Below are 26,580 nucleotides of genomic sequence, written 5' to 3'. Positions count from 1 at the left end.
CTCAGCGGCGGCCGTTGACCAGTACGGCCCGGGCGAGCCGTTCGCCGTAGAACGCCGGCTCGGCGCCGGGCCGCCAGGGCAGCGCCGCGACCAGCACGATCAGCGCGAGGGCCAGCGAGTTCTCCATCAGCGCCCCGAACAGACCGTCCTGGTAGTGCGACACCTCCGGCAGTTGGTGCTCGTACGGCCAGATGGGCGAGATCAGGAAGAGCAGGTAGAGGCCGAGGGCGGCGACGCCGTGCCGGAACCCGGTCAGCGTGGGGTACCAGATCGGCGGGCGAAGACCGTTGAGCCCGCTCAGGCCACCGAATGCGGCGCCCTGGCCGGTGCGCTGCCCCAGACCCCTGCTCGCTTCCCGTCGACGGACGGCGGCGTCGGCCAGCACGATGATCGCCGGGATCACCCAGATGAGGTGGTGCGTCCAGGAGATCGGGCTGATCACGTTGGCGGTCAGGCCGACAAGCGTGAACGCAGTCAGCTCGTCACCGTCGGCGCGCGAGCTGGCCGCCCGGGACAGACCCACCGCCAGGATCAGCACCGAGAAGGCGAGCCAGAGCAGCCCGGGAGTCTCGATCGAGTCGTACAGCCGGGCCAGCAGGCCGGCGAGCGACTGGTTCGGCGTCATGTCGGCCGCGCCGACCCGCTCGGTCTGCCAGAGCACGCTGCCGAAGTACGTCCGCGACTCGTCGCCGACGATCGCGAAGGTCCCGATCGTCACGCCGATCGTGGTGCCGATCGCGGTGGCCGCCACCCGCCACTGGCGGGTGATCAGCAGGTAGGCGATGAACAAGGCCGGGGTGAGCTTCACCGCCGTGGCCAGGCCGATGCCGGCACCCGCCCAGGCGCCACCGTAGAGGAAGCGCAGCAACGGGCCGTCGGTCGCGGCGTAGTGGGTGCCTCGGCGCGAGCGCCACCGCAGCCCGATCAGATCCGCCATGATCAGTGCGAACAGCAGGAGGTTGACCTGGCCGTAGCCCAGCGTCTCCCGGCTGGGCTCGATGGCGAGCGCGAGCGGCACCGCCAGGGCCACGGTGAACCACAGTGGCCAGGCCAACCGGTCCACGATGGGGCGCAGCAGTCCGGCCAGCACCAGTGTCAGCGTCGCGATGCTGGCGAGGGCGTTGACCATCCCCGCCGCGTCGATCGGCAGCTGCGCCATGGGCAGCATGACGAGCCCGGCGAACGGCGGGTAGGTGAAGCCGAGCGTGGTGCCGGGCGCGATGAACTCGTAGAGCTCATGACCGCTCGCCCACCACACCACCGCACCGTGGTAGATCTTCATGTCGAAGAAGTTGTACGGTCGCCCGAACTCACCGATGGCGAGCCATGCGGCATAGGCGACGGCGGCCACGATGGCGCCCCGTACGACGTTCCTGCGATCGATCCCCCGCGTCATGCGTTGAACTGGGGCGACGCGGTCCGCCCGTCTACCGACAGCCGTCGGCATGGCGTGGCCACCCCCGTACCAAGGTCGTCCTACCCGTCCAGGTCCTGCACGGAGCCTAGAACGGCGCCTCACGTCAGTGCCTCCCGCGTTATGCGACCGTGTCCGATCCCACACATGTTTTTGACATTTCCACCGCGTTAACGCCTACCGGGTGGTTCAGGTAATTCGTCGCCTTAGCGGGGGGTGGGGGTGACACCGCAGCAGATCGAGGCAGGTCAGCCGGGAAGTCGACGCGCGGTGGCCGCTGACCGGACGGCGATCCGGGCCTCGCGGCGGGCGGTGCGGACGGCGCGCTGCATGGAACGTCGAGAGTGGCCGATGCGGTGACCCGTACGCCAGCGGATGCCCGGCTTGCCACCGGTGTCGGCGGCGGCGAGCAGGAGGCCGCCGAAGAGCCCGAGATTCTTCAGGGTGTGGATCTCGTTGTTGTTCTTGGCGATCGGGTCGTCGTTCTTCCAGAACGGATGCCCGGCGAGGGTGACCGGCACCAACGTGCCGGCGAGAACCAGCGCGGCGGGCCGGCTGAACCGCCCGGTGGCCAGCATCAGCCCGGCGCCGACCTGCACCGCCGCGTTGAGTCGGATCAACGTCTCGGTCTCGGTGGGGAAGTTCGGGTGCGCCTTCTGCAGGAGCGGCGCGACCCGGTCGGTGACCGGCTTGGCGGTCTCCGCGAGCCGGTGCGGGTTGCGGAAATTGCGGTACCCGCTGACCACGAAGATGCCGCTCAGCATGGCGCGGGCAAGGGAGCGTACGGGCGTCATGGATCAGTCATACCCCGTCGGGGCGTTTGCTACCCCGGCAACCGCCGGATCCGGATCGGCCGATGTGCACGTGCGCCACGCCGATTCGAGCGACCATCGCTGATGGACGGGCCGTCACGGGTAACGTCGCGCGGGTGACGACGCTGCGGCTCCGCCCCGAAGGTCCGGCCGATACCGGCCCGGTGCGTCGGGTGCTGGCCTCGGCGTTCGCCCGACCGGAGGTGCAGACGCCGCCGGAGGTGGGGCTGGTCGACGACCTGCGCGGCACCGACGCCTGGCTGCCCGAGCTGGCCATGGTTGCCGAGTACGGCGGCGAGGTCGTCGGATACTCGCTGCTCACCCGGGTGCGGGTGCGGCCCGATCGCGGTGCCGTCGCGCCGGCCCTGGCGCTCGGGCCGGTGGCGGTCGCGCCGCACCGACAGCGGGTCGGGCACGGCAGCGCGGTGGTGCAGGCCGCGCTGGACGCCGCCACCGAGCTGGGCGAGCGGCTGGTCGTGGTCCTCGGTGACCCGGCGTTCTATCGCCGCTTCGGCTTCGGGCCGGCCGCGGAGCTGGGCCTCACCAGCCCGTGGGCCGGGCTCGGGGAGCCCTGGCAGGCGCTGGTGCTGCCGCCGTCCACCAGCGAGGAGGGTCCACCGCCGCGTGGTGAGGTGGTCTTCCCGGCGCCCTGGTCCAGGGTCTGAACGCGCTGGCGGGCGCGGCGGTCAGGTTGGCTGGGTGCGCAGGTACCGGCCGAAGTGCGGAACGGTGAAGGCCACCGTGCCCCGTTCGCCGGAGTAGATGAGCCCCTTCTTGATCAGCGCGTCGCGGGCCGGGGAGAGGCTGGCCGGCTTCCGGCCGAGAGCGCGGGCGATCTCGGCGGTGGGCACCGCGGCGTCCATGTCGTCACGGACCACGCCGCCGGACTCGCCCTCCACCAGGGACAGCGTGGCCATCGCCCGCATGTATTCGCGCTCGGCCGGGGTGGCTCGCTCGAACCGGGAGCCGAAGAAGCCGACCGCCAGCTCGGCCTCGGCCTCGGGGGCGGCGACCCGGACGTCGGCGGCGGTGATCGGCGACCGTGGCGCATGATCCCAGGTCGCCTTCCCGTACGCCTGGACGAAGTACGGGTAGCCGCCGGACTTCTCGTAGAGCAGGTCGAGCGCCTTCTGCTCGTACTCCACCTCCTCGCGCTCGGCCGGCGCGCAGAGCGCCTGGTCGGCGGCGATCCGATCGAGCCGGTCGATGCGCTGGTAGCGGAAGAGCCGCTCCGAGTACGACTTGGCGGCGCTGAGCACGGCCGGTAGGTGCGGCAGCCCGGCGCCGACGACGATCAGCGGCGCGCCGATCTGGGACAGCTCGTGGCAGGCGGCGCAGAGCGCGGAGACGTCCTCCGGCCCGAGGTCCTGCATCTCGTCGATGAAGAGCGCGACGCCGGTGCCCACGTCACTGGCCACGGCGGCGGCGTCGCTGAACAGCTCGACCAGGTCGATCTCGATGTCGCCCGAGTCGGCCCGGCCACTGGCGGCGGGCACGTCGATGCCGGGTTGCCACCGGTCGCGCAGCTTGGACGGGGTCCCGGCGCGGCCGGTCGGTGTGGACCGCTGGGCGAACGCCTTGAGCACCCCGAGGAAGGCGTCGATCCGGTCCGGGGCGCGGTGCCGGGGGGCGAGTTCGCGGACCGCCATGTGCAACGCGGCGGCGACCGGGCGGCGCAGTGACTGGTCCGGCCGGGCCTCGATCTTGCCGCTGCCCCAGAGCCGGTTGATCGCCTGGGAACGCAGGGTGTTCAGCAGGACGGTCTTGCCGACGCCGCGCAGGCCGGTGAGCATGAGGCTGCGTTCGGGCCGACCGCGGGCGATGCGCTCCAGCACGATGTCGAAGACGTCCAGTTCCCGCCCCCGCCCGGCGAGTTCGGGCGGGCGCTGGCCGGCGCCCGGGGCGTACGGGTTGCGGACCGGATCCACGCATCGCAGAGTATCGGGCCCTCTAGCTGCGAAGCTAGATATGGATAGATGAGGCTACCGGCGTGTTGCGGCCGTCGAGATAAAACTAGGGCTGTCTAGCGTCCACGCTAGACAGCCCTAGTTTGCGCAAGGATCACCGCTTCTTCAGGCAGAGCACGTAATCGAACACGTCGATCGCGTTGTCGTGCACGTAGTTCGCGGTCGCCTGCGGCGCGAGCGTCTCGCACCGGTCCCCGTCGGTGGTCGCCGGGATGCGCAGCAGCACCTGGTAGGTGTTCGGGCCGCACGGCACCTTGCGCAGGTCCGCGTCGTCCTCGCTGCCGTCGTTGACCACGCAGTCCCCCTTGGCGAACTCCTCCTCGTCCGGGGACGGCAGGACGGGGCTCGGGGCGTCACTGGGCAGGCCCGGCGGGACGACGGGTGCGCTCAGCGACGGGGCTGGTGCGGCAGAGTCGCTGTCGCTGTCGGCGACCTTCCACGCCGCCCAGCCGACGAGGCCGAGACAGGGACAGAGCAGGAGCAGGACCACCAGCGCGACGATGAGGGCGATCTTCCCGCCGCTCCTTCTCGCCGGCGGGGCGGGTGGCATCCCGTACCCGCCGGGCGCCTGCGGAGGCCACGGCGCCGCCGTCTCGCCGGGTGCGGGCCCGGCGGGTGGGAACGGCCCCGGCGGCGCGTCCCACTCCGAGGGCTGCGGTGGCGGGCCCCACTGCGCCGGCTGCGGCGGGGGACCCCACTGCGCCGGCTGCGGCGGCGGGCCCCACTGTGGTGGCTGCGGTGGCGGCGGACCCCACTGGGGGACGGTCGGGTCGACCGGTGGCGGGCCATCGGGGCCGGTCGGCGGACGCTGGTACGGGTCGTCCGGCTGCCCGGAACCCGATGGTCCGTAGGTCGTCATGTCATCCCCAGGGGGTGGGTGGTCAGCGCTGCTTCAGGCAGAGGACGAAGTCGAGGGTGTCCAGCTCGCTGTCGAAGAAGTACCAGTTGGTGTAGCCGTCGACCTTGGCGCACTTGGCCTCGGCGTCGCGTTCGCCGCTGGTCGCGCCGTCGATCCGGCGCAGCACCTCGTACGACTTCGCTGTGCAGCCGCTGATCAGCAGCTTGGGCTTGCCGCCGGCCGCCCCGTCGTTGCGCACGCACTGGCCGACCTTGACGAACCGCGGGTCGGCCGACGACTCCGGTGCGGCGGCGCTCGGCACCGGCTCGGCCGGCTCGGTCACGTCCGCGCTTGGCGCCCCGACACCGGCCGAAACGGTCGGCGCGGCCACCGGGGCGGCCGGGTCGTCGGACCGGCCGAGAAACCAGTACGCGCCGCCACCGGCCAGCGCCAGCAGCACCACGACGGCCACCACAGCGATCAGCGGCCCTCTGCCGCGTCCGGACGGGTCGGGTGCGGGGTCACCGCCGTACGGGCCGTCGTCGGGCCGGTACGGCTCTCCGCCGTACGGGGGGTTCGCCGCGGCCGGCGGGTACGCGCCACCGTAGGGCGCTCCGGCCTCCCCGCCGTACCGTCCGCCGCCGTAGGGCGCCCCGGACGGCTCGGCCCCGTACGGTGTCCCGCGCTCCCCGCCGTACGAGGGCCCCGCACCGTAGGGCCTCGCCGGTACGCCGCCGTACGGACCGTCGCCGTAGGACCCGGGCCGCTCCGCAGGGGCGGGCGGGTAGGACTGGACCGTCGGCGGGTAGGGCTCGGGGCCCGACGGATAGGGCTGCTGCGGCGGCCGGCCGGGCGTCTCGTCGGGCCGTTGCCCACCCCACGGGCCTCGAAAGCCCTCACCCGGTGGTCCGTAGTTCGTCATGCCGCCCTCCTGCACATCTGGTGAGAGGCCGGCCACCAATGCGCGACGCCGACTCCGAGGTCACCGTAGCGTGGTCCCCCGATGAGCTCATCTCCACCGAGCGCCGCCGCCCTGCCCGGCCGCCGCGCCGCCGCCGCCAAGCCAGCCCTGGTCTGGACCGCGTTGATCGTGGTCTACCTGCTCTGGGGCTCCACCTATCTGGCCATCCGGGTCGCGGTGGAGACGCTGCCGCCGCTGCTGTCGGCCGCCCTGCGGTTCGCCGTCGCCGGCCTGGTGCTGGCGGTGGTGCTGCGGTTGCGCCGAGGGCCGGGCGCGCTTCGCGTGCAGCGTCGGCAGCTCGGCTCCGCCGCGCTGGTCGGTGTGCTCCTGCTCGCCGGTGGCAACGGCCTGGTGGTGCTCGCCGAATCCGGGCCGCCCGGGGTGGCGGTGCCGTCCGGAATCGCCGCGCTGCTGGTGGCGACCGTGCCGCTGCTCGTGGTGCTGCTGCGCTCCGCCACCGGTGACCGGCCCCCGGTCTGGACGTTCGCCGGGGTCACGTTCGGCTTCGTCGGTCTGGTCCTGCTGGTGCTGCCCGCCGGCAGCGCGGACGCGGTCCCGCTGGTCGGCGCGCTGACGGTGGTGGTGGGAGCCATCGCGTGGTCGGTCGGGTCGTTCCTGTCGGGACGGATCCGGGTGCCCGCCGACCCGTTCGTCGGCACGGTGTACCAGATGATGGCCGGCGCGGTGGCGCTGGCCGTTGTCGCCGCAGGCCGGGGCGAGCTGAGCGAGTTCCACCCGGCGGCGGTCAGCACCCGGTCCTGGCTGGCGTTGGGCTACCTCATGGTGGCCGGCTCGCTGGTGGCCTTCACCGCGTACGTCTGGCTGCTGCAGAACGCGCCGATCTCGCTGGTCTCGACGTACGCGTACGTGAACCCGGCGGTCGCGGTGGCGCTCGGGGCGCTGCTGGTGGCCGAGCCGATCACTGGGCGGGTGCTGCTCGGCGGGGCGGTCATCGTCGCCGGGGTGGCCCTGGTGGTGAGCACGGAACGCCCGCGTCGGGCGGGCACGGGATCACGAACGGGGACCGCATCGACGGCGGACCGGCGGTAACCTCCGGCTCATGTCGGCCGCTGGGCTGGTGGGGGTGGCGTTGCTCGGTGGGGCGGCCGGTCTCGTCGTACCCCCACTGGCCCGGCGCTTCACCACCCCGGCCCGGCTGCGGCGCGGCGCCTGGCTGAGCCCACCGGTGGCGGCCGTGGTATTCGTGGGGCTCGCCGTCGCGCGGGGTGACGACCCGGCGTTGCCGGTCCTGCTCGCGGTGGCGGCGGTGGGGCTGGTGTTGGCCGTGGTCGACCTGGCGTGCCTGCGGTTGCCCGATTCGCTGGTCGCGGTCGCCGGCACGGTGGCCCTCGGGGGCCTGACCGGGGCGGCGCTGCTGGCCGGCACTCCTGGCCGGCTGCTTGGCGCGCTGGGGGGTGCGGCGGTCGCGGGCGCGTCACACGTGCTGCTGGCCCTGCTGCCGAGGTCCCGGCTGGGCTTCGGGGACGTGAAACTCGCAGCGGTCCTCGGGCTGCCGCTCGGCTGGCTGGGCCGCGATGCCGTGCTGGCCGGGCTGCTCCTGCCGCACCTGCTGCACGGTGTCCTGGTTCTTGCCCTGCTAGCAGCTCGAAAAATCCACCGCGAAACGTTGCTGCCCCTCGGACCGGCCCTGCTGACGGGCACCTGGCTCGCCGTGCTCATCGGTTGACCAGGGCTGAACGTGTGGCCGACGCGCCGGTTGCCGCGACTGCCGGGCTCAGCGGCGGGCAATCACCGTTAGTGACATCGCCGGTAGCGGTCGTCCGCACGAGCGGTATACCTGAAAGTCATAAATATGACTTTAAGGTATACCGCTCGTCGGCGTGACTAGGCCCGAGCGCGCCACGCCGACGGCACCCAGCCCCCGGGTAGCTCAGATCAGGCGGAGTTGGCGATCCCTGGGGCGACGCGGCTCGGTTTCGCCGAACCGCTCGAACAGGCCCGGGTCGATCGCGGTGAGGAACGGCGAGGGTGCGCAGTCACGTTCCACGCCGTGCCGGGTCCGGCGGGCGGCGTGGCTGACGTACAGCCGGTCCTGGGCCCGGGTCAGGCCGACGAAGAAGAGCCGGCGTTCCTCGGCGACCGCGTCCTCGTCGGGCGTCGAGCCCGGCCAGCGCAGCGGCAGCAGCGCGTCCTCGACGCCGACCAGGAAGACCACCGGGAACTCCAGGCCCTTCGCGGCGTGCAGGGTGAGCAGGGTGACCGCCTCGGCGCGCGGGTCGAGCGCGTCCACCTCCGCGCCGGTGGCCAGTTGCGACAGGAACGTCTCCAGGTCGTCGCCGCAGCGGCGGGCCAGCGGGGTCAGCAGGTCCACCGCCGAGCGGACGTCGTCGGGGCGGACCGTGCTGCCGGCGCCGTCCAGGGTGGGCACCGCGAACCGCTCGGCGACCACCTGACCGGCCAGGCGCACCCGGGCGGCGAGCGAGCCGGCCAGCCCGTCGGCGTGCCGCAGCTCGCGGGCGATGGCCGCCACGCCGGGCCGGTCCCGCAGCCGGTCGTGCGAGCGCTTCTGGACCGGGATGTTGGCCCGGGTCAGGGCGTCCACGATCGGGGCGGCCTGCGCGTCGGTGCGGTACAGCACGGCGATGTCGGAGAACGACAGCGAGGTGGACCGGCCGTCGATCCGGCCCGAGTCCAGCGAACGGTGGGACAGGCCGCCGACCAGCTCGTCGACGGTACGCACCACGAAGTCGGCCTCCTCGGCCACCGACGCCGCCGGGTACCGCCCCACGAGTGGGGCTTCCGGGTCGAGTCGGGCCGGGTCCAGCCGCCGGCCCCGCACCAGCGAGGACGGTGCGATGGCCTGCACGGCGGCGGCCAGGATGGGCGCGGACGAGCGGTAGTTGCGGTTGAGCCGGACCAGTCGGGCGTCCGTGAAATCCTGCGAGAAGCGCAGGAAGTAGCCGACGTCGGCACCCCGGAACGAGTAGATCGCCTGATCCGGGTCACCGATCGCGCAGAGGTTGCCGTCGGCGGGGCTGAGCAGCCGCAGCAGCTCGTACTGCACCGCGTCGACGTCCTGGTACTCGTCGACGAAGATCCACTGCCAGCGGTTCCGGTACCGCTCGACCAGCTTCCGGTCGGCCCGCAGCAGCTCCACCGGGAGGCTCACCAGCTCGTCCAGGTCGACCAGGTCCTGCTTGCGCAGCAGCGCCGTGTAGCCGGCGAGATCGTCGCCGGCCTCCGACTTCGCCGCCGCCCGCTCGGCGTCGTCGGCGATCCGGAATCCGTCCGGCAGGCCCGCCGCGCCGGCGTTCTCCCGCAGGATGGTCAACCCCAGCGCGTGGAACGTGCCCACGGTGACGTCCTCGGCGACCGGGCCGAGCAGACCGTCGAGGCGGTGCCGCAGCTCCTCGGCGGCCCGTCGGGTGAACGTGATCGCGAGGCAGCGCTCGGGAAAGACGTTCAACTCCGCGCACAGGTACGCGATCCGGTGGGTCAGCGTCCGGGTCTTGCCGGTGCCCGGGCCGGCCACGATGAGCAGTGGCCCACCGGGCGCGGACGCCGCCACCCGCTGCATGGCGTCCAGCCGGTCCAGCAGGCCGGTGCCGACCTCCTCCATGCCGGAGAGCATCGGCTCGAACGGTTCGTGCGGTGACGGCGGCGACGCGATCGGCGGCGCGGGCGCCGGGGCCGGCTTGCGCTTCGGTTCCGCCTTGGCCGTCGCCGGGCGCTTGGCCGTGGCCTTGGCCGCCGGCTCCGCGGGGCGCCGCTGCGCCGGCACCGGTACGTCGAACAGCGTCTCCTGCGAGCCCAGCTCCGCCGGATCGAACAGCGTGATCACCCCGTACTCGCCGTCGTAACCCGGCACCCGGCGTACGTCGCCCCGCCGCAGCCGCCCGATGCCCTCCGCGAGCAGATCGCCGCCGGCCTGCGCGATGTCCGACAACGGCGTCGTGGTCAGGATCTCCAACTCGGGGCCGAGCGCGGCGAGCAGCTCGTTGAGTCGCCCCTCGACCTTCTTCGACCGGGCACCCACCTTGTTGATCTCGCCAAGGATCTCGGCGAGCGGCACCAGGTGGGTGACCTCTCGGGCGTGTGCCGGCCGGTGCCCGTCGGGTCGATCGGCCAGCTCCTCGATCCTGCTGAGGACGCCCACGGTGAGCGGCTTGCCGCACTCGGGGCAGCGCCCCCCGGCGGCCCGGGTGCGCTCCGGGGACCAGTTGACCCCGCAGAGCCTGTGCCCGTCCGCGTGGTACTTGCCCTCCTCCGGGAAGAACTCGATGGTGCCGGCCAGGCCGTCGCCGGTGCGCAGCGCCTCCCGGACGGCGAAGTAGTTCCGCTCGGCGGTCAGCACGGTGGCCTCCCGGCCCAGGGCCGGCGGCGAGTGCGCGTCCGAGTTGGAGACCAGTTGGTAGCCGTCCAGGCTGCCGACGCGCCAGTTCATGGCCGGGTCGGACGAGAGGCCGGTCTCCACGGCGAAGATGTGCTCGGCCAGGTCGGCGTAACAGTCGGCGATCGCGTCGAAGCCGGACTTCGAGCCCAGCGCGGAGAACCACGGCGTCCAGATGTGCGCCGGGACGAGATAGCCGTCCGGGCTCGCCTCCAGGGTGATCTCCAGCAGGTCCCGCGAGTCCAGGCCGAGGATCGGGCGGCCGTCGGAGCCGAGGTTGCCGATCCGGCCGAGCGCGGTGTTGAACCGGGCCACCGCTTCCAGGTCGGGCAGGTAGATGAGGTGGTGCACCTTGCGGGTCCGGTCGTCCCGCTTGTAGATGGTGGAGATCTCCACGCTCAACATGAACCGGACCGCGTCCGCGTCGGTCGTGCCGGCGAGTCGCGGCGGCAGCCGGCGGGCGATGTCGCGCTCCGCCTCCGGGGCGAGCCGGTAGAGCCCCGGCTCAGCCGGCCGCAGCGTCTCGGTCAGATGGTCGTACCAGGCGGGATGGGTGAAGTCGCCGGTGCCGAGCAGGGCGATGCCCTTGCGCCGCGCCCACCACCCGAGGGTCGGCAACGTCAGGTCACGGCTGCACGCGCGCGAGTATTTCGAGTGGATGTGCAGGTCCGCGACGAAGGGCGGGAGGCCACCGGGGGGTACGGCGCTGAACGGGGGCACGCCGCATCCTGTCACGCCCGTCGCGCCGCCCGCCCTCCGCCACGCGCGGACGTGACGTCCGCTATGCCGAGCGCAGCTCCACGAGGCTGATCTGCGGCTTGGCGCCCACCCGCACCGGCGGACCCCAGAAACCGGCGCCGTTGGTCACGTAGACCTTCGTGCCGTCGACCTCGCCGAGACCGCTGACCACCGGCTGCGCCAGGCCGACGACCAGGTTGAACGGCACCACCTGCCCGCCGTGGGTGTGCCCGGAGAGCTGCAGGTCGACGCCGTAGCGGGCCGCCTGCTTCGCGGCGAGGGGCTGGTGCGCGAGCAGGACGACCGGGCGGCTCGGATCGCGGTCACCGAGGGCGGCGGCGAAGTCCGGACCGGCGGCGAGGCCAGTGCCCGCCGGGTCCGCGTCCAGGTCGTTCACGCCGGCCAGGTCGAGCACACCGCCCCGGGCCTGGATCTCCTGCCGACGGTTCTGCAGCACCCGCAGGCCGAGGCGGTCCACCTCCTGGACCCATTCCTCCACCCCGGAGTAGTACTCGTGGTTGCCGGTGACGAAGAAGTTGCCGTACCGGGAGCGCAGGTCACGCAGCGGCGCGGCGGCCGGGCCCAGCTCGGCGACCGAGCCGTCGACCAGGTCACCGACGACCGCCACCAGGTCCGCGTCGAGACGGTTGATCGCGGCGACGATCCGCTCGGTGTGCGCCCGCCCGCGCAGGGGGCCGAGGTGGATGTCCGAGACGGTGGCGATGCGCAGGCCGTCCATGCTGCGCGGGAGCTTGCTGAGGGGGATCTGCACCCGGTCGAGTTGGGGCGGGCCGAGTGCCGTGCGGACGCCGTACCCCGTGATGCCGGTGGCGGTGAGGCCGGCGAAGATGGCGGCTCCGCGGGCCAGCAGCAGACGGCGGGCCGGGTCGTGGTCCGGTGCCGTCACGGCGCCGGTGGCCGGCGGATCGGCGGGCCCGGCGGCCCCGACCAGCACCGGCTCGGGCGCGGCGGTGGTCGGCTCGGCGGCGGTCACCCGGCGGGGCAGCACCAGCCGGACGACCAGCATCGGCACTTCCAGCACGACGAGCGTGACCAGCAGGTAGAACATCACCGCGAGCCACAGGTAGCCGGGCCAGGCGAGCCAGTAGAGGCCGGCCTGCGTGCCGACCAGGGTGGCCGGCACGAGCACCGCCAGCACTCCGGCGGCGATCCCGCCGATCCGCCGCCAGCGACCCGGCGTGGTGGTGTCCCGGATGAGGCGCTTCCACAGGTAGAGGTGGATCAGCCCGGTGACCAGCGCCAGGACGCCCATGAACCCCAGAACCGCCAACATGTGTGCGCCCCCCTCAGCCGCCCGCGAACGGGGGCAGGACATCGATCGTGGCCCCGCCCGGCAGGGGTGCCCGACGATCATGACAGGCGACGCCGTCCACGAGGAAACTGGCCACCCGCAGCACGGCGGCGAGCCGGTCGCCGTGCCGCTGGGCCAGCTCGGTGGTGAGGTCGTCGAGTGACCGACCGGCGGGGGTGACCTCCTCGGCGCGGCCGGCTGCGGCGCGCGCACCGGCGAAGTAGCGGACGGTAAGCGGTCTCGGCTGCACGGTCATCCCCCGATCGCGGACATCGGCCGGGTCGGCTGGAGGAAGGTGGGGTCGTCGATGCCGTGCCCGGCGCGCTTGCCCCACATCGCGGTGCGCCACCGCTGGGCCACCTCGTCGTCGGTCGCGCCGCCGCGCAGCGCCGCCCGCAGGTCGGACTCCTCGGTGGCGAACAGGCAGGCGCGGACCTGGCCGTCAGCGGTCAGCCGCGTGCGGTCGCAGTCGCCGCAGAAGGGCCGGGTCACGCTGGCGATCACGCCGACCCGGGCCGGGCCACCGTCGACCAACCAGGTCTCCGCCGGTGCCGCGCCGCGCTCGGCCGGGTCAGGGCTGAGATCGAAATGGGTACGCAGGGAGGCCAGGATCTCCTCGGCGGTGACCATCGTGCTGCGGTCCCAGCCGTGCTGCGCGTCCAGCGGCATCTGCTCGATGATCCGTAGCTGGTAGCCGTGGTCGAGCGCGAAGCGGAGCAGGGCCGGCGCCTCGTCCTCGTTGACGCCGCGCATCAACACGGAGTTGATCTTCACGGGGTCGAGCCCGGCGGCTGCCGCCCCGGCGAGCCCCGCCAGCACCGCGTCGAGGCGGGGACGGCGGGTGAGCTGGGTGAACCGGGCCGGGGCCAGCGTGTCCAGCGAGACGTTCACCCGGTCCAGGCCGGCCGTACGCAGCGCGGGCGCCAACCGGTCCAGACCGATGCCGTTCGTGGTGAGTGAGATCCGCGGACGGGGGTCGAGCGCGGCGACCGCGGCCACGATGCCGAGCAGACCGGGCCGGATCAGCGGCTCCCCGCCGGTGAACCGCACCTCGGTCACGCCGAGCCGCTCGACGGCCACCCGGACCAGCCGGACGATCTCCTCGTCGGTGAGCAGCTCCGGGCCGGCCAACCAGGGCAGCCCCTCGGCCGGCATGCAGTACGTGCACCGCAGGTTGCACTTGTCGGTGAGAGACACGCGCAGGTCCCGCGCGACGCGGCCGTACCGGTCGACGAGGACGCCGTCGGTCCGTGGGGCGACACTCACCGGTCGACCGTAGCGCGCTCGACGCTGCCCAGGGCGGCTCGGGCGAGTTCGACGACCGCATCGCGGTAGCCCGCGCCGAACAGCGCGGTGTGCACGAGCAGCAGATGCAGCTGATGCAGCGGCACCCGGTCGCGCCAACCGTCGGACAGCGGCCAGCTCTCCCGGTAGGCGGCCAGCACCCGATCCAGGTGCGCGACGCCGCCAAAGAGCGCCAGTTGGGCGAGGTCGGTCTCGCGGTGCCCACCGTGCGCCGCCGGGTCGATCAGCCAGGCCCGCTCGTCGACGCCCCACAGCACGTTGCCCGGCCACAGGTCGCCGTGGACCCGGGCCGGCGGCTCGTCCCCGCCGAACTCGCCGACCCGGCCGATCACCTGCTCGACCAGCGCGGCGTCGGCGCTGCTGAGCGCACCGCCGTCGACCGACAGCCGCAGATAGGGGGCGAGCCGGCGGCGGGCGAACCATGTCGACCAGGGACCGTCGTCGGGGGTGTTGTCCTGCCCGAGCGCGCCGATGAAGCCGGCCCAGGCCGCACCGAAGGTCGGTGCGCCGGCCCGGTGCAGGGCGGCCAGCTCCCGACCGAGGCGTTCGGCCGCGTCCGGCGTCGGCTCGCCGGGCTCCACCCAGTCGAGCGCCAGCAGGTCGGGCAACGCCACGATCACCTCGGGTACGCCGATCGCGTCGGCCTCGCGCAGCCAGCGCAGCCCGGCGGCCTCGGCGGCGAAGAAGCCCTCGGGCGCCGGCCGGTCGGCCCGCTCCGGCCAGGACTTGGCGAAGACCGAGTGACCGTCGTCCAGGGTGAGCCGGGCGGCGGCGCAGATGTCCCCTCCGGCGACCGGCGTCTCGCGGAGTCGCTGATGGGTCCGGAACGTCGGCAGGTGTGCCGGATGCGCGCGCAGGTACGCCAGGTCCATCAGCGCACGGTAGCCGCTGCCCATGACACCGGGGTGTCGTGTGAGTACATCGAAACGCGTCCACCTGCATGAATACGTTCAGTAACTGTGGATAAGCCGCGTGTCATCCACAGGGTCTGGAAGGCTTCGCAGGTCGGACGCAGCCTTCCTGCATGACCTCGACCGAACGTGCGAAGCTCTCCGTCCGCTCGCCCGCCGACCTGATCGCCGCCGTGCCGTACCTGCTCGGCTTCCATCCCGCCGACAGCGTGGTCGCGGTGGCGCTGCGCGGCCGGCAGATCATCTTCGCCGCCCGCGCCGACCTGCCCGAACCGTCCACGGACCCGGTCGAGCGTGCCCGACACCTGGCCGGGGTGATCTCTCGGCAGGGCGCGGAGGCGGCCACCGTGGTGGGCTACGGGCCACCCGACCGGGTGACCCCGAGCGTGGACGCGGTGCGCGCCGCCCTGACCGGCGCCGGCCTGGAGGTGCTCGACGCGCTGCGGGTGACCGACGGCCGGTGGTGGTCCTACCTGTGCACCGAGGCCGACTGTTGCCCACCCGAGGGTCGGCGCTACGACCCGACGGCCAACCCGGTGACCGCGTCGGCCGTGTTCGCCGGTCAGGTCGCCCTCCCCGATCGGGCGGCCCTCGTGGCGCAGGTGTCGCCGGTGGACGGCCCGGCCCGCGACGCGCTGCACGCGGCCACCGTCCGGGCGGAACGGCGACTGGTCGAGCTGGTCGAGCAGGCGCCCGCCAGCGACCTGCTCGGCGGCCGGGCACTGCGTTCCGCCGGGGTGGCGGCGGTCCGCGAGGCGCAACGCCGGCAGCGGCGCGGTGAGCGCCTCGACGACGACGAGGTGGCCTGGCTGAGCCTGCTGCTGACCCACCTGCCTATCCGTGACCACGCCTGGGAACGCACCGACGGCCGCGACCGGGACATCGCCCTCTGGACCGACGTGCTGCGCCGGGCCGAGCCGGAGCTGACCGCCGCCCCCGGTGCGCTGCTGGCGTTCGCGGCCTGGCGAGCGGGGCAGGGGGCGCTGGCGGCGGTCGCGCTGGAGCGCACGCTGAGCCTGCACCCCGACTACTCGCTGGCCCTGCTCCTGGACGACCTGCTCCGGCGCGGTGTGCCGCCCTCCGAGCTGGACGGCTGGCCGTCGGTCGGGATGCCCGGCGTGGTCCGCCCCCGCAAGCGCCGCCGACGTGGCCGCCGCTGACCCGCGCGCGATCGGTCCCTGCCCACGTACCCGCCAACAAGGCCATGGTCGTGTCACCGCACGGCCACAGCGCTTATCGCAAATTTGCTATGGTGGGTGCGCGTGCCCTGGCTAGTCCTCTATCACCCGGAGGCGATCGTCGAGCTGAACGCGCTGCCCGGGGAACTTCGCCCACGGGGAGGCCGTAGCCGGTGGCGTGCCTTCTATTCCGGGGTCGGCGCGGCGTTCGTCGTCGGCTCCATCGGCCCAGAAGCCGGTGTCAACCGGCGCGGCTTCAACAGGGCTGTGGCAGCGGCTGAGGAAAGGATCAAGGAGGTGGAGGAGGAGTGATGAAGGCTGGTGATCTCAAGACTTCGCAGCAGGTCATCGGTGAGAGCCGCGATCAGGACCCGGCATTCCACGCTGAGTGGAACCGGACGGCCTTCGCCCGTGATGTTGCCCTCCGCATCGTCCGGTACCGCGCCGAAAACGGCCTGACCCAGACGGCATTCGCCCGCATGGTCGGCATGACTCAATCGGTCATCGCGCGACTGGAGTCCGGTGATCAGCCGCCGTCCATCGCCACGCTCGCCAAGCTGTCCGCGGGGACCGGCTTGGAGTTCGAATTCAAGATCTCTCACGGCATCGTCGAGGTCGAAGCCGCCTGACTGACCCCGCCTCAGAAGAACGGGGCATCCCCACCGTGCGGACACGCCGATTTCAGCGAACCCGAGTCGATCAGGTGTCCTGGCTGATCGGGTCGACGTGCCTCACGTGCCTGACGAAGCTCGCCCAGACAACCGGCCGGAACGCCAGCGTGCCGCCAGCCCGGTCCTTCGTGTCGCGGACGAGCACGACGCCCGGCAGGTTGTCGGCCACCTCCACGCACGCCCCACCGTTCGAGCTGCTGCGGGTGCTCTTGCGCCAACGGGCGCCGGTCACGTCATCCATGCTCGCGCTCTCATCAGGTCGATGGTCAGGTCTCGCGGTAGCGCTAACGACCTCACGCTATCCCAGACCGCCCAGAGTGGAGCAACGTCATTACTGAGGCGCCCGGCCGCCTGATCGTCGAGGTAGCCGACGTCGCCGCCGTCCGGTGTGCTGGCGATGACGAACGGTCCGGCCTGGCCGGGGTGGAACCCAGCAGTCAGGGGAAGCACATGGATCATCACGGCCGGCCGTTCGGCGAGCACCATCAGATGATCGAGCTGCTCGGCCATGATGTCGGGTCTTCCCCGGCGCAGCGCCGCCTCGTCGATGACGAAGACGGTCAGCGGTGGACGGGGTCGATCGAAGACGACGGCCTGCCGGCGCAGCCGGGTCTCACGTGCGCCGCGAGGTCGTCGTCGGCCCAGAGCCCGCTGCTCAGCACGGCGCGCGCGTACGCCTCGGTCTGCAGGAGACCGGGCAACACGGTGGACTCGTACCACCGCAAGCCGACGGCCTCGCGCTCGATGTCCGTCCAGGGCCGGAGCCATGCTGGCTCGCGCCGCTTGAACAGGTCGGGCCACAGGTCCATCTCGTCGCGGCCAAGGACCGCCGCGACCTTCGACCGGTGGCGCGTCTGGGGAATCCGTCCCGGGTTCGCCCACTTGGCCGCCGTCTTTGGATCCACCCCGATCTCGGCGGCGAGGCTGTCCGCTGTCAGGCCGGATGCTGACATCGCCTCGGCGACTGCGCGGTTCATCCGCGACCCCTCCCGTACGTCCCAGACGTCCACAGGAGATATTGCTACGCAGTGTATTCGGATAGCAACCCTTGGAAGTGTTCCTTCCGAACGGCGCGGCCGGCAGGGACCCCCCGAGACCCGGCGGTCGCGTTCGTATCGGGGCCGCCCCGCGGGCGAGCACTCCGGGGCGGCCCCTCCCAACGAGGAGGGGGACCATGCCGCCCAAGCCCACGAACCCGCCACCGCTCAAGGCCGGTGACCTTGTTCGCCTGACCCGCGCCGCGAGCCCGCAGTTCATCCGGCCGATCACGGTCCGGGTCATCCGCGAACTCACCGACCGCCACACCTACCACGGCTGGACCTGGATCGAGGCGTACGAGCTGGGATCGGACGGCACCGCACGGGCTAGGCGGGAGCTGTTCGTGCTCCGCGAAGGGGTCAACCTGCTGACGTCCGGGCCGACCAGCCGCCAGGTGACTCGGCGTGACCCGGTGCGGGCTGTCAGATGACCGAACACCAAATGCTCAAGCCGACGTGGCGCTGTCGCACCTGCGGGATCGCGTGGCCCTGCTCGGCCGCGAAACTGCGCCTGCTCGGTAAGTACCGCGGTCGCCGTGACGAGTTGATCGAGCACCTGACGGCGCTACAGGCCGAGGCGACCGAACACCTCACCGAGCTGCACGGTGGCACGCCACCGGCTGGCCTGACTGAGCGCTTCATCGGCTGGACCCAGGCCCGGTAGCCCGCACCTCGGCGCGGGGTCCATGGCCACCTCGGGGGTCGGCCCGGCGACCACGGCTGGACCTGGTCAAACCGGCCGCTGAGGTTCAGGCTGGCTGGTCGACCGTGATCCGCTGCGGGCCGGCGTAGACGTTCATGGTCGGGCCGCGCAGGAAGCCGACGAGCGTCATGCCCGCCTCCTCGGCTAGCTCGACGGCGAGGGTGCTCGGCGCGGACACCGCGGCCAGCAGGGGCAGGCCGGCCATCCACGCCTTCTGGGTCAGCTCGAAGCTGGCCCGGCCGGACACCAGCAGCAGGTGCCCGGTCAGCGGCAGCCGGCGTTCCCGCACCGCCCAGCCGATCACCTTGTCCACCGCGTTGTGCCGGCCCACGTCCTCGCGGAGCACCACCAGCTCTCCGGCCGGGCTGAACAGCCCTGCCGCGTGCAGCCCGCCGGTGCGGTCGAAGCCGCGCTGGGCGGCGCGCAACCGGTCGGGCAGTTCGGCGAGGAGGGCGGCCGGCACGGTGAGCGGGTCCGCCGTGACGTCGAACAGCGACCGCGTCCGGATCGCGTCGATGCTCGCCTTGCCGCACACCCCGCAGGAACTGGTCGTGTAGAAGTTCCGGGACGGGTCGGTGGTCGGTTCCGGCACGCCGGGGGCGAGCACCACGTCCACCACGTTGTACGTGTTCGGCGTCTCCGCGCCGGCGCAGAGCTGGGCGGTCAGCACGTCGTCGGTCGAGCGGATCAGCCCCTCGGTCAGCAGGAACCCGATCGCCAGATCCAGGTCGTCGCCGGGGGTGCGCATGGTGACGGCGAGCGGCTTGCGCCGGCCCGGGCCCGCCGCGCCGACCCGGATCTCCAGCGGCTCCTCCACGGCGAGGGTGTCCGGCCGTCGGACGGCTGCGCGTCCGTCGGCCGCCGCGTCCAGGTCGATCCGTAGTACGCCCCGTCGGTCAGTCGCCCGTCCCATCCCGCCATCCTGCACCCCGGCCCGGCACACCCGCACGGCCGCCGGTCATCAGGCACCCGGCAGCGCACGCCGCCACCGGGCACCGGCAGGGCCCCGCCGGGCACCGGACAGCGCACGCCGCCACCGAGCACCCGGCAGCGCACGCCGCCACCGGGCAACCGGCCCGGCTACCGTGACCGGGTGGGGACGTACGCCGCAGTGGTGCTCGCGGGTGGGGCCGCCCGACGGATGGGCGGGGTGGACAAGCCCGCGCTTCCGGTTGGTGGCCGGTCGATGCGTGACCGGGTGCTGGCCGCCGTGGACGATGCCGCGCCGCGTGTGCTGGTCGGCCCGGGTGACGGTGTCGCGGACGGTGTGCGGATCACCCGCGAGGATCCGCCCGGCGGCGGGCCGGTCGCCGCGACGGCCGCCGGGCTGGCACTGCTCGATCCCGACACGACGCTTGTCGCGTTGCTCGCCGCCGACCTTCCACTGCTCACCCGCGCCGCGATCGGCGACCTGCTGACCCACCTCGACGGGGAGCGACCAGTCGACGGGGTGTGCTTCGTCGACGCGGACGGCCGTCGGCAGTCGCTCTGCGGGGTGTGGCGCGTCGCCGCGCTGCGGACCGGGCTGGCCCGGCTGGCCGCCGAGCGGGGCGGCAGCCTGGCCGGTGCTCCGGTACGGGCGCTGTTGGCCGGTCTCGCCGTCCGGGAGGTGCCGTGGGCCGGTGACGGTCCGCCGCCCTGGTTCGACTGCGACACTGACGAGGACGTACGCCGGGCGGAGGAGTGGGTGCGATGACGGTGCTGGACGACTGGGTCACGGCAGCGTGTGCCGAGGTGGGTCTGGACCCGACCGAGGTGCCGGTGTCGGCGGTGCTGGACCTGGCCCGCGATGTCGCCCACCAGGTGCTGCGGCCAGGGGCGCCGGTCACCGCGTACCTGCTCGGGCTTGCCGTCGGCAGGGGTGCCGACCCGGCGGACGCCGCGGCCCGGCTCAGCGCCCTCGCGGCCGACTGGCCGGTCCGGCTCGGTGCCGATCCCGACGACCCCACCTCCTGACCCGCTGCGCCGCGCCCCCGCGACCAGACCGTCGCCACGGCGAGAGGACGGCGGTGTCCGATCCCGGTCCGGGCTGATTCGACGCCCGGACGGCGTGGGTAGGGTGATCGGAACGGACGGAGGCGATCATGACGGCTGACCACCCCTCGGCGCCGGACGGTGAGCCCGGCGGCACATCCGAGCCGGCAGAGTCGATCCTGCTCGACGAGCCCAGCACCACCGACCTGCGTGCCAAGGTGACCGAGGCGTGGCGGGAGTTCGCCCGGATGCTCGCCCTGCGGCTGCGGGAGCTGCCCGCCGGCGCGCACCTCGAACTGACCCTCGACCCCACCGCCTCCGGTACGGGGGATGCCGTCTACTCGATCAGCGTCGACGTGACCGGCGACGGCGGGCTGTCGGCTCGGGCCGTCGGCAACGCCGCCCTGCCGCAGGGCTACCGGCTGGACCGTGCCGCGGTGGCGGACATGGTGGCGCTGGGCTGGTCCCCGCCCGGGGTGGTGGCCGGCTCCGGCGGCTCGTTCGGGCTGGACGGTACGACGGCGGAGGCGGCCCGGATCGCCCCGCTGCTGTCCCGCACGCTGCGCGACGTGTACGGCGCCCCGCACCCAGCCTTCCTCGTCTACCTGGTGCACGACGCCGAGGGTGAGCCGTTGACGGTGGAGCCGCTGGGCACCGCGCGCAGCGAGTTCGGCCCGGATGCCGACGTCGAGGGTGACCTCCAGGAGGCGCTGGCCGAGGCGGCCGCCGAGCGGGACGACGTGCTCGACCTGGCGGACCGCGTCCGCACCGTCGTGTCCACGATGCTGAAGTCCGACGCCGAGCGGTTGCAGATCGACTCGGACGGCGACATCACCATCCGGGCCGGCTCGGCGATGGTCTTCGTGCGGGTGCGGGACAATCCATCCCTGGTGGACGTCTTCTCCCCGGTGCTCACCGAGGTCGAGCCGACCGAACGGCTCTACGTCAAGCTGTCGGAGCTGACCAACCGGATGCCGATCGGTCGCCTCTACTGCGCCGACGACACGGTCTGGGCGTCCATCCCGGTCTTCGGGCGCAACTTCCAGGCCACCCACCTCATGCTGGCGGTGCAGGTGATGACCGGCCTCGCCGACGAGCTGGACGACCGCCTGCACGGCGAGTTCGGTGGCAAGCGGTTCTTCGGTGAGGGCGACAAGCCGGTCCGGCGCGACGAGTCGGAGCACCGCACCGGCATGTACCTCTAAACCACGTCCAGCAGGGTCTTGCCGACCGTCGCCCGCGCCTCGATGGCGGCGTGCGCGTCGGCGGCGCGTTCCAGCGGAAAGCGCTGGCCGATCAGCGGCCGGAGCTGGCCGGCCGCCGCGTCCGCCAGGGCCCCGATGGTGTACGCCCGCAGCCGCGCGGGCGGCACGTCCGGCCGGACCAGCGTGACCTGACGTTCGGCGGCGGCCTCCGGTGCCACCGGGGACCACTCGCCGCTGGCCAACCCGAAGCTGATCATCCGGCCGCCCGGGGCCAGCAGCTCGAACGCCGTCCGGGCGACCGAGCCGCCGACGCCGTCGAACACCACGTCGACCCCGCCCACCGCGTCCCGGATGCGGTCGGCCCAGCCCGGCAGCCGGTAGTCGACCGCCACCTCGGCGCCCAGGCCGGGTAGCAGGTCCACCTTGCGGGGCCCGCCGGCCACGCCGATCACCCGCGCGCCGGCCCGCGCCGCGAGCTGGACGAGGAGACTGCCCACGCCGCCCGCCGCGGCCTCGATCAGCACGCGGTCGCCGGGGCGGACGCCGACCGCCTCGACGAGCATGGTGGCGGTACGCCCGTCGGCCATCATGGCCACGGCCGCGTCCAGCGCCAGCCCGGCCGGCACGTCGATGGGCGCGGACGCGTCCACCACCGCCCGTTCGGCGTACCCGCCGGAGCCGCCGGTGGCGCTGACCACCCGCCGCCCGGTCAGGGCCGGGTCGACGTCCGGCCCGACGGCGACGATCACCCCGCCGACGCCGTTGCCGGGGATCAGCGGTGGAGTGACCTGGAACGGGCCGGGGCGTCCCGAGCGCTGCTGCGTCTCGACGAAGGTGATGTTCGCGTGCGCGACGTCGATGAGCACCTGGCCGGGGCCGGGGCTCGGGTCGGGCGCCGGGCCGGGCACCAGCGCCTCGGGACCGCCGAATTCACGTAACCAGATCGCCCGCATCAAGTCCCCCTCGTGTCGTGCCCAGGCCGCCACGAGTCCAACACCTGAACCGGGCTTGAGGTCAAGCCCGGTTGGACGGCCCGACGCCGGGAGACTCGACCAGCCGGGACAGCACGATGGTGCTGCGGGTGGAGGTCACGAAGGACTCGGCGCGCAGCCGTTCCAGCGCCGCCTCCAGGTGGGCGATGTCGGCGGCCCGCAGGTGCACCAGCGCGTCCGCCTCGCCGGAGACGGTGTACGCGCCGACCACCTCCGGGTGCCGGCGGGCGGCCACGCCGATCTGCGCCGGGGTGGTCCGACCGGCGCAGAACAGCTCGACGAACGCCTCGGTGGTCCAGCCGACGGCCGCCGGGTCCACGACGGCGGTGAATCCCCTGATCACGCCCGTGGCGCGCAGTCGGTCCACCCGGCGCTTGACCGCCGGGGCGGAGAGTGACACCCGGACGCCGATGTCGGCGTACGACGCGCGGGCGTCAGCGACGAGCAACGCAATGATCCGCTGGTCTACGGCGTCTATCTGCAACGTTCCGCCTCTGGGAAGCAATGGTTGTGGCTGTTACCAAAGTTCAACGGTACCTACTCTTGGTGACCGTGAACCAGCAGCGAGTCTCGCGAAAGCGGACATATCTCATGTGCTCGCCCGAGCACTTCGCGGTCGAGTACGCGATCAATCCGTGGATGGACGTGACCACCCCGGTCGACCGGGAGTTGGCCGTCAAGCAGTGGGACCGGCTGCGCGAGACGCTCGTCGGCCTGGGGCACGACGTGCATCTGCTCACCCCCGAGCCGGGCCTGCCCGACATGGTCTACGCCGCCAACGGTGCGTTCGTGGTGGACGGCAGCGTCTACGGCGCCCGGTTCAAGCACGAGCAGCGGGCCGCCGAGGCCGCCGCGCACCACGCCTTCTACGAGTCGCAGGGCTGGCGGTTCATCGCCCCGAGCGAGACCAACGAGGGCGAGGGTGACTTCGCCTACCTACCGGAGGCGCACGGCGGGCTGATCCTGGCCGGGCACGGCTTCCGCACCGAGATCCCGGCGCACGCCGAGGCGCAGGAGGCGCTGGGCCGCCCGGTGGTGTCGCTGCGCCTCATCGACCCGCGCTTCTACCACCTGGACGTGGCGCTCGCCTCCATCGACGACTCGAACGTCGTCTACTTCCCCGGCGCGTTCTCGGCCGCCAGCCAGCGGGTGCTGACCCAGCTCTTCCCGGACGCGGTGATCGCCGACGACGAGGACGCCATGGCCTTCGGGCTGAACCTGGTCAGCGACGGCGCGAACGTGGTGCTCAACAGCGAGGCCACCCGGCTGGCGGGCAAGCTCAAGGCCGCCGGCTACAACCCGGTGCCGGTCGAGCTGGCCGAGCTGAAGAAGGGTGGCGGCAGCGTGAAGTGCTGCATCGCCGAGCTGCGGCACTGACCCGAACACTGCCGCGTACGGCAGGGGCCGGCCTCCCGTCGGAGGCCGGCCCCTGCTGCTGCTTGTGGTGGGCGTTTCAGCCGAGCGTGGCCAGCTCGTTGATCAGCACGTTCGACATGACCTGACCGTCGCGCTGGACCTCGCGCAGGTACCACTTCTGCTGGGGGGTACGCGGCTGGTTGAACTGCCAGATGCCGCGCGGGCTGTCGATCTGGCCGATCCGGCCCAGCGCCAGGTTGACCTGCTGCGGGGTGGGTGACCCACCGGTCAGCTGGATCGCCTGGTCGAGCACCTGCGCCGCGTCGTACGACGCCATCGCGTAGGTCGTCGGCGTGGTCTGGTGCTTCTTGCGGTAGGCGGAGGCGAAGACCCGGTTCGACGTGTTGTTGAGGTCGGCCGAGTAGTTCAGCGCGGTCTGGATGCCGAGCGCGTCCCGGCCCAGGCTCTCCAGCACGGTGCCCTCGGTGAGGAAGCCGGGCGCGTAGACGGGGCCGCTGAACTGGTCGCGCAGTTGCTTGATGAACTCCACGGCGGCCGAGCCCGCGAAGAAGCAGAAGACGGCGGTCGGCTTCTTGCGCAGCGCCTTCTCGATGTCCGCCACGTAGGTGCCCTTGCCCGGGTTCGGGGTCGGGTTGGTGTTGGTCACCGGGTCGGCGATGCGCGGGTCGGAGGTGCCGAACTCCTGCCTGAAGCCCCGCACCACGTCCGGGCTACCCACGTTCTCCGGCATGATGATCGCGATCCGGCCGTTCGCCGGGAGCTGGTCGCGCAGGTAGCGGCCCAGCGCCCGGCCGGCCTCATCCAGCACGTACGACGTACGCCAGATGTAGACGACGCTCTGCAGGCTGCTCGGCGAGGCGTTCGAGCCGATGAGCGGGACCCGGGCCTCCTCCACGGTGTCGCGGATGCCGACCATCACCGACGAGTTGACCACGCCGGTGAGCGCCAGCACGTTCTGCTTGAGCAGTTGGTCGACGGCGGCCTTGCCGGTCTTGGCGTTGTCACCCTCGTCGGCGGTCAGCAGCTCGACCGGATGCCCGCCCAGTTGCTGGCCGTGCAGGTCGAGGAAGAGCTGGAAGCCGTTGGTGATGTCGTCACCGATGGACTTGAAGCCGCCGGCCTTCGGCGCGATCAGACCGATCTTGATCGGGCTCTTGGCGGCGGCCGGCTTGCCCTCGGTGTCGGAGCCGCACGCGGCGGCGAACCCGGTCGTTCCGAGCGCGGCCAACAGTTGGAGCGCCCGCCTGCGATTCATCTGCGACACCGAGTTCCTTCCAGGAGCGTTGCAGGGCAGAACACCGCCCCTCCGGCGTTCTACCTGCTCCGCGACGCTGCGTCAATGGTTAGTGATCATCGTGCAGGGACCGCAACACAGCCAGCACCGGGGGCCACGCCGAAGACTCCGGGTCGATCAGCCCGAAATGCTCACATCCGGGCAGCTCAACAAGGGAAATATCGGATCCTGTGGCACGAGCCGCCGCGACGAAGTCCCGGCTCATCGCCACCGGCACCTGCAGATCCGCCGAACCGTGCACGACTACTGTCCGTGTCCGGATCGGTACCAACGATCGTGGATCGGCCGCCGCGTACCGGTCCGGGAAGTCGAGTGGGCCGCCGCCGAGCAGCGCCGCCACCGCACCCGAGTCCAGATCCAGCCGGTACGCCGCCGCGAGATCGGCCACCGGGGCCAGGGCCAGCACTCCGCTCACCGTCGACGGCGCGGTGGCCGCCGCGTACAGCGCCAGATGGCCACCGGCGGAGTGACCGATGACGATCGGCGCAGCCCTGCTCACCCGACCCGGCAGCGCCTCGGTGGCCAGCTCGGGCAGCGCCGCGATCCCGGCCAGCGCGTCGGTCAACGTGCCCGGCCAGCCGCCGCCCGGCTCCCCCGTACGCCGGTATTCCAGCTGCGCCACCGGGTAGCCCTCGGCGGCGAGCGCGGCGGCCAGCGGGCCGGTGTGGCGGCGGTCGTACTCGGAGCGCCAGAAACCACCGTGCACCACGACGACCAGCGGCTGGGCCGGACCGACACCGGCCGGCCGGCGCAGGTCGGCAATCTGGTCGGGGTGGTCGCCGTAGGCCACCGTCAGGTCCGGCTCCGGCGCGGGCCGGGTCAGCACGGCGCGTGGGTCGGCAGGCATGGCGCGACGGTAGCGCGCCCCGCCCGGGTGGTTCGGCCCTGGGAGTCGGTCCCGGGCGGCATGGGTCGCGCCCACTGGGTAAAGATGGACCCCATGACCGAAGCGCGCTCCGCTGAGCAGAACGACCAGCCCGGCCCCGACGACTCCGGCCACTCCGGCACGGTGGTGGTGGTCGGTCCGGACGGCCGGCCGATCGGCACCATGCAGACCGAGGAGGGGCAGGGCGAGGACCCGACCCGTCTGGTAGAGCAGCCGGCCAAGGTGATGCGGATCGGCAGCATGATCAAGCAGTTGCTGGAGGAGGTCAAGGCGGCCCCGCTGGACGACGCCAGCCGGCACCGCATGCGCGAGATCCACGAGCGGTCGATCGTCGAGCTCAAGGAGGGTCTCGCCCCCGAGCTGCGCGACGAGCTGGAGCGGATCTCGCTGCCCTTCACGGAGGACAAGGCCCCGAGCGAGGGCGAGCTGCGTATCGCGCACGCCCAGCTCGTCGGCTGGCTGGAGGGCCTGTTCCACGGCATCCAGGCGGCCCTGGTCGCCCAGCAGATGGCCGCGCGGGTCCAGCTGGAGCAGATGCGCGGCGGCCGGCAGGCGCTGCCCAGCGGCCCCGGCGGTGTGGTGCCCGGAATGCCGGGCATCGGCCAGCCGGGCGGCGGTGAGGGCCACAACACCGGCCAGTACCTCTGACCTGGC

28 protein-coding genes and 2 pseudogenes are annotated in these 26,580 nt (G+C 72.7%); 13 read left to right on the top strand and 17 right to left on the bottom strand.

The genetic code is table 11. The annotated features are described in order from the left end of the window. Position 1 precedes the first annotated feature (1 nt). Together ACFYPH_RS10195 and ACFYPH_RS10190 are read right to left on the bottom strand one after the other, a co-directional pair. Positions 2-1,447 carry a glycosyltransferase 87 family protein gene (locus ACFYPH_RS10195; protein WP_354855779.1) on the bottom strand — a complete coding sequence of 482 codons (1,446 nt, stop codon included), beginning with the start codon at positions 1,445-1,447 and terminating at the stop codon, positions 2-4. A 215-nt stretch (positions 1,448-1,662) separates the two neighbouring features. Beyond that, on the bottom strand, positions 1,663-2,208 hold the full coding sequence (locus ACFYPH_RS10190) for a DoxX family protein (protein ID WP_354855780.1): 546 nt from the start codon (positions 2,206-2,208) through the stop codon (positions 1,663-1,665). 134 nt (positions 2,209-2,342) lie between these two features. Here ACFYPH_RS10190 and ACFYPH_RS10185 point away from each other — a divergent pair, with 134 nt between their 5' ends. Next, positions 2,343-2,891, top strand: a complete 549-nt coding sequence (locus ACFYPH_RS10185) for an N-acetyltransferase (protein ID WP_354855781.1) — start codon at positions 2,343-2,345, stop codon at positions 2,889-2,891. A 21-nt stretch (positions 2,892-2,912) separates the two neighbouring features. Here ACFYPH_RS10185 and ACFYPH_RS10180 read toward each other — a convergent pair whose 3' ends face one another. From ACFYPH_RS10180 to ACFYPH_RS10170, 3 genes and pseudogenes are all read right to left on the bottom strand, one after another. Further along, on the bottom strand, positions 2,913-4,154 hold the full coding sequence (locus ACFYPH_RS10180) for an ATP-binding protein (protein WP_354855782.1): 1,242 nt from the start codon (positions 4,152-4,154) through the stop codon (positions 2,913-2,915). Between the two features lie 133 nt (positions 4,155-4,287). Then, complete coding sequence (locus ACFYPH_RS10175; protein WP_355063528.1) at positions 4,288-4,743, bottom strand: hypothetical protein; 456 nt, start codon at positions 4,741-4,743, stop codon at positions 4,288-4,290. A gap of 331 nt (positions 4,744-5,074) precedes the next feature. Further along, positions 5,075-5,578, bottom strand: a pseudogene (locus ACFYPH_RS10170) (flagellar basal body protein FliL); the annotation flags it as partial. 456 nt (positions 5,579-6,034) lie between these two features. Here ACFYPH_RS10170 and ACFYPH_RS10165 point away from each other — a divergent pair. Then, positions 6,035-7,042 carry an EamA family transporter gene (locus ACFYPH_RS10165; RefSeq protein ID WP_387180745.1) on the top strand — a complete coding sequence of 336 codons (1,008 nt, stop codon included), beginning with the start codon at positions 6,035-6,037 and terminating at the stop codon, positions 7,040-7,042. Positions 7,043-7,052: 10 nt separating this feature from the next. Continuing rightward, entirely contained in the window at positions 7,053-7,679 is a 627-nt protein-coding gene (locus ACFYPH_RS10160; RefSeq protein ID WP_387180742.1) for a prepilin peptidase, read from the top strand. Between the two features lie 204 nt (positions 7,680-7,883). On the opposite strand, the gene ACFYPH_RS10155 is transcribed toward ACFYPH_RS10160, so the two are convergent. From ACFYPH_RS10155 to ACFYPH_RS10135, 5 genes are all read right to left on the bottom strand, one after another. Continuing rightward, complete coding sequence (locus ACFYPH_RS10155) at positions 7,884-11,063, bottom strand: UvrD-helicase domain-containing protein (RefSeq protein ID WP_387180739.1); 3,180 nt, start codon at positions 11,061-11,063, stop codon at positions 7,884-7,886. Between the two features lie 61 nt (positions 11,064-11,124). Continuing rightward, positions 11,125-12,375 (bottom strand): metallophosphoesterase, encoded by a 1,251-nt coding sequence (locus ACFYPH_RS10150; protein WP_355063404.1) that lies wholly within the window; start codon positions 12,373-12,375, stop codon positions 11,125-11,127. 13 nt (positions 12,376-12,388) lie between these two features. After that, positions 12,389-12,649 carry a MoaD/ThiS family protein gene (locus ACFYPH_RS10145; RefSeq protein WP_354855787.1) on the bottom strand — a complete coding sequence of 87 codons (261 nt, stop codon included), beginning with the start codon at positions 12,647-12,649 and terminating at the stop codon, positions 12,389-12,391. After that, the gene (gene moaA, locus ACFYPH_RS10140; RefSeq protein ID WP_355063408.1) at positions 12,646-13,659 is read right to left on the bottom strand and encodes a GTP 3',8-cyclase MoaA; all 1,014 of its coding nucleotides are present in this window, start codon (positions 13,657-13,659) and stop codon (positions 12,646-12,648) included. The genes ACFYPH_RS10145 and moaA overlap by 4 nt, the downstream gene beginning before the upstream one ends. Then, entirely contained in the window at positions 13,656-14,570 is a 915-nt protein-coding gene (locus ACFYPH_RS10135; RefSeq protein WP_355063410.1) for a fructosamine kinase family protein, read from the bottom strand. Before ACFYPH_RS10135 ends, moaA begins: the two co-directional genes overlap by 4 nt. Positions 14,571-14,722: 152 nt before the next feature. Between ACFYPH_RS10135 and ACFYPH_RS10130 the strand changes: the two genes are divergently transcribed. From ACFYPH_RS10130 to ACFYPH_RS10120, 3 genes are all read left to right on the top strand, one after another. After that, on the top strand, positions 14,723-15,769 hold the full coding sequence (locus ACFYPH_RS10130) for a DUF4192 domain-containing protein (RefSeq protein ID WP_355063412.1): 1,047 nt from the start codon (positions 14,723-14,725) through the stop codon (positions 15,767-15,769). 102 nt (positions 15,770-15,871) lie between these two features. Continuing rightward, positions 15,872-16,099, top strand: a complete 228-nt coding sequence (locus tag ACFYPH_RS10125) for a hypothetical protein (protein WP_355063414.1) — start codon at positions 15,872-15,874, stop codon at positions 16,097-16,099. Next, a complete protein-coding gene (locus ACFYPH_RS10120; RefSeq protein WP_355063416.1) occupies positions 16,099-16,416 on the top strand; it encodes a helix-turn-helix transcriptional regulator in 318 nt (105 codons plus the stop codon). The genes ACFYPH_RS10125 and ACFYPH_RS10120 overlap by 1 nt, the downstream gene beginning before the upstream one ends. A gap of 70 nt (positions 16,417-16,486) precedes the next feature. Here ACFYPH_RS10120 and ACFYPH_RS10115 read toward each other — a convergent pair whose 3' ends face one another. Further along, positions 16,487-16,690 (bottom strand): DUF397 domain-containing protein, encoded by a 204-nt coding sequence (locus ACFYPH_RS10115; RefSeq protein WP_355063529.1) that lies wholly within the window; start codon positions 16,688-16,690, stop codon positions 16,487-16,489. Further along, positions 16,687-17,267: pseudogene (locus ACFYPH_RS10110) on the bottom strand (DUF5753 domain-containing protein). Before ACFYPH_RS10110 ends, ACFYPH_RS10115 begins: the two are co-directional and overlap by 4 nt. A 365-nt stretch (positions 17,268-17,632) precedes the next feature. On the opposite strand from ACFYPH_RS10110, the gene ACFYPH_RS10105 reads away from it, so the two are divergent. Together ACFYPH_RS10105 and ACFYPH_RS10100 are read left to right on the top strand one after the other, a co-directional pair. Next, positions 17,633-17,926, top strand: a complete 294-nt coding sequence (locus ACFYPH_RS10105; protein WP_363935562.1) for a hypothetical protein — start codon at positions 17,633-17,635, stop codon at positions 17,924-17,926. Beyond that, positions 17,923-18,159, top strand: a complete 237-nt coding sequence (locus ACFYPH_RS10100; RefSeq protein ID WP_354855793.1) for a flavin reductase — start codon at positions 17,923-17,925, stop codon at positions 18,157-18,159. Before ACFYPH_RS10105 ends, ACFYPH_RS10100 begins: the two co-directional genes overlap by 4 nt. An 85-nt stretch (positions 18,160-18,244) precedes the next feature. On the opposite strand, the gene fdhD is transcribed toward ACFYPH_RS10100, so the two are convergent. Beyond that, entirely contained in the window at positions 18,245-19,111 is an 867-nt protein-coding gene (gene fdhD / locus ACFYPH_RS10095) for a formate dehydrogenase accessory sulfurtransferase FdhD (RefSeq protein ID WP_363935559.1), read from the bottom strand. Between the two features lie 180 nt (positions 19,112-19,291). On the opposite strand from fdhD, the gene ACFYPH_RS10090 reads away from it, so the two are divergent. The 3 genes from ACFYPH_RS10090 to ACFYPH_RS10080 all read left to right on the top strand — a co-directional run bounded on the left by ACFYPH_RS10090 (position 19,292) and on the right by ACFYPH_RS10080 (position 21,377). Next, positions 19,292-19,894 carry an NTP transferase domain-containing protein gene (locus ACFYPH_RS10090; protein ID WP_354855795.1) on the top strand — a complete coding sequence of 201 codons (603 nt, stop codon included), beginning with the start codon at positions 19,292-19,294 and terminating at the stop codon, positions 19,892-19,894. Next, positions 19,891-20,154 (top strand): DUF6457 domain-containing protein, encoded by a 264-nt coding sequence (locus ACFYPH_RS10085; RefSeq protein ID WP_234582654.1) that lies wholly within the window; start codon positions 19,891-19,893, stop codon positions 20,152-20,154. Before ACFYPH_RS10090 ends, ACFYPH_RS10085 begins: the two co-directional genes overlap by 4 nt. A gap of 128 nt (positions 20,155-20,282) precedes the next feature. Further along, entirely contained in the window at positions 20,283-21,377 is a 1,095-nt protein-coding gene (locus ACFYPH_RS10080; RefSeq protein WP_363935553.1) for a hypothetical protein, read from the top strand. Here ACFYPH_RS10080 and ACFYPH_RS10075 read toward each other — a convergent pair. After that, positions 21,374-22,330 (bottom strand): zinc-binding dehydrogenase, encoded by a 957-nt coding sequence (locus tag ACFYPH_RS10075; protein WP_354855797.1) that lies wholly within the window; start codon positions 22,328-22,330, stop codon positions 21,374-21,376. The genes ACFYPH_RS10080 and ACFYPH_RS10075 overlap by 4 nt on opposite strands. A 61-nt stretch (positions 22,331-22,391) precedes the next feature. Further along, the gene (locus ACFYPH_RS10070) at positions 22,392-22,853 is read right to left on the bottom strand and encodes an Lrp/AsnC family transcriptional regulator (protein ID WP_354855798.1); all 462 of its coding nucleotides are present in this window, start codon (positions 22,851-22,853) and stop codon (positions 22,392-22,394) included. Between the two features lie 59 nt (positions 22,854-22,912). Between ACFYPH_RS10070 and ddaH the strand changes: the two genes are divergently transcribed. Beyond that, positions 22,913-23,746 carry a dimethylargininase gene (gene ddaH, locus ACFYPH_RS10065; protein WP_387180728.1) on the top strand — a complete coding sequence of 278 codons (834 nt, stop codon included), beginning with the start codon at positions 22,913-22,915 and terminating at the stop codon, positions 23,744-23,746. A gap of 76 nt (positions 23,747-23,822) precedes the next feature. Here the strand turns inward: ddaH and ACFYPH_RS10060 are convergent, their stop codons facing one another. Together ACFYPH_RS10060 and ACFYPH_RS10055 are read right to left on the bottom strand one after the other, a co-directional pair. Continuing rightward, positions 23,823-25,010: an ABC transporter substrate-binding protein gene (locus tag ACFYPH_RS10060; RefSeq protein ID WP_354855800.1), complete on the bottom strand. Its 1,188-nt coding sequence runs from the start codon at positions 25,008-25,010 to the stop codon at positions 23,823-23,825. A 79-nt stretch (positions 25,011-25,089) separates the two neighbouring features. Next, positions 25,090-25,887 carry an alpha/beta hydrolase family protein gene (locus ACFYPH_RS10055; protein ID WP_387180725.1) on the bottom strand — a complete coding sequence of 266 codons (798 nt, stop codon included), beginning with the start codon at positions 25,885-25,887 and terminating at the stop codon, positions 25,090-25,092. An 84-nt stretch (positions 25,888-25,971) separates the two neighbouring features. On the opposite strand from ACFYPH_RS10055, the gene ACFYPH_RS10050 reads away from it, so the two are divergent. After that, a complete protein-coding gene (locus tag ACFYPH_RS10050) occupies positions 25,972-26,574 on the top strand; it encodes a bacterial proteasome activator family protein (protein WP_354855802.1) in 603 nt (200 codons plus the stop codon). The last annotated feature ends 6 nt before the right edge of the window (positions 26,575-26,580 follow it).

The sequence above is a fragment of the Micromonospora sp. NPDC005252 genome, assembly GCF_042872475.1.
Taxonomy (GTDB): domain Bacteria; phylum Actinomycetota; class Actinomycetes; order Mycobacteriales; family Micromonosporaceae; genus Micromonospora.
This window is presented reverse-complemented; position numbering and strand designations above follow the sequence as displayed.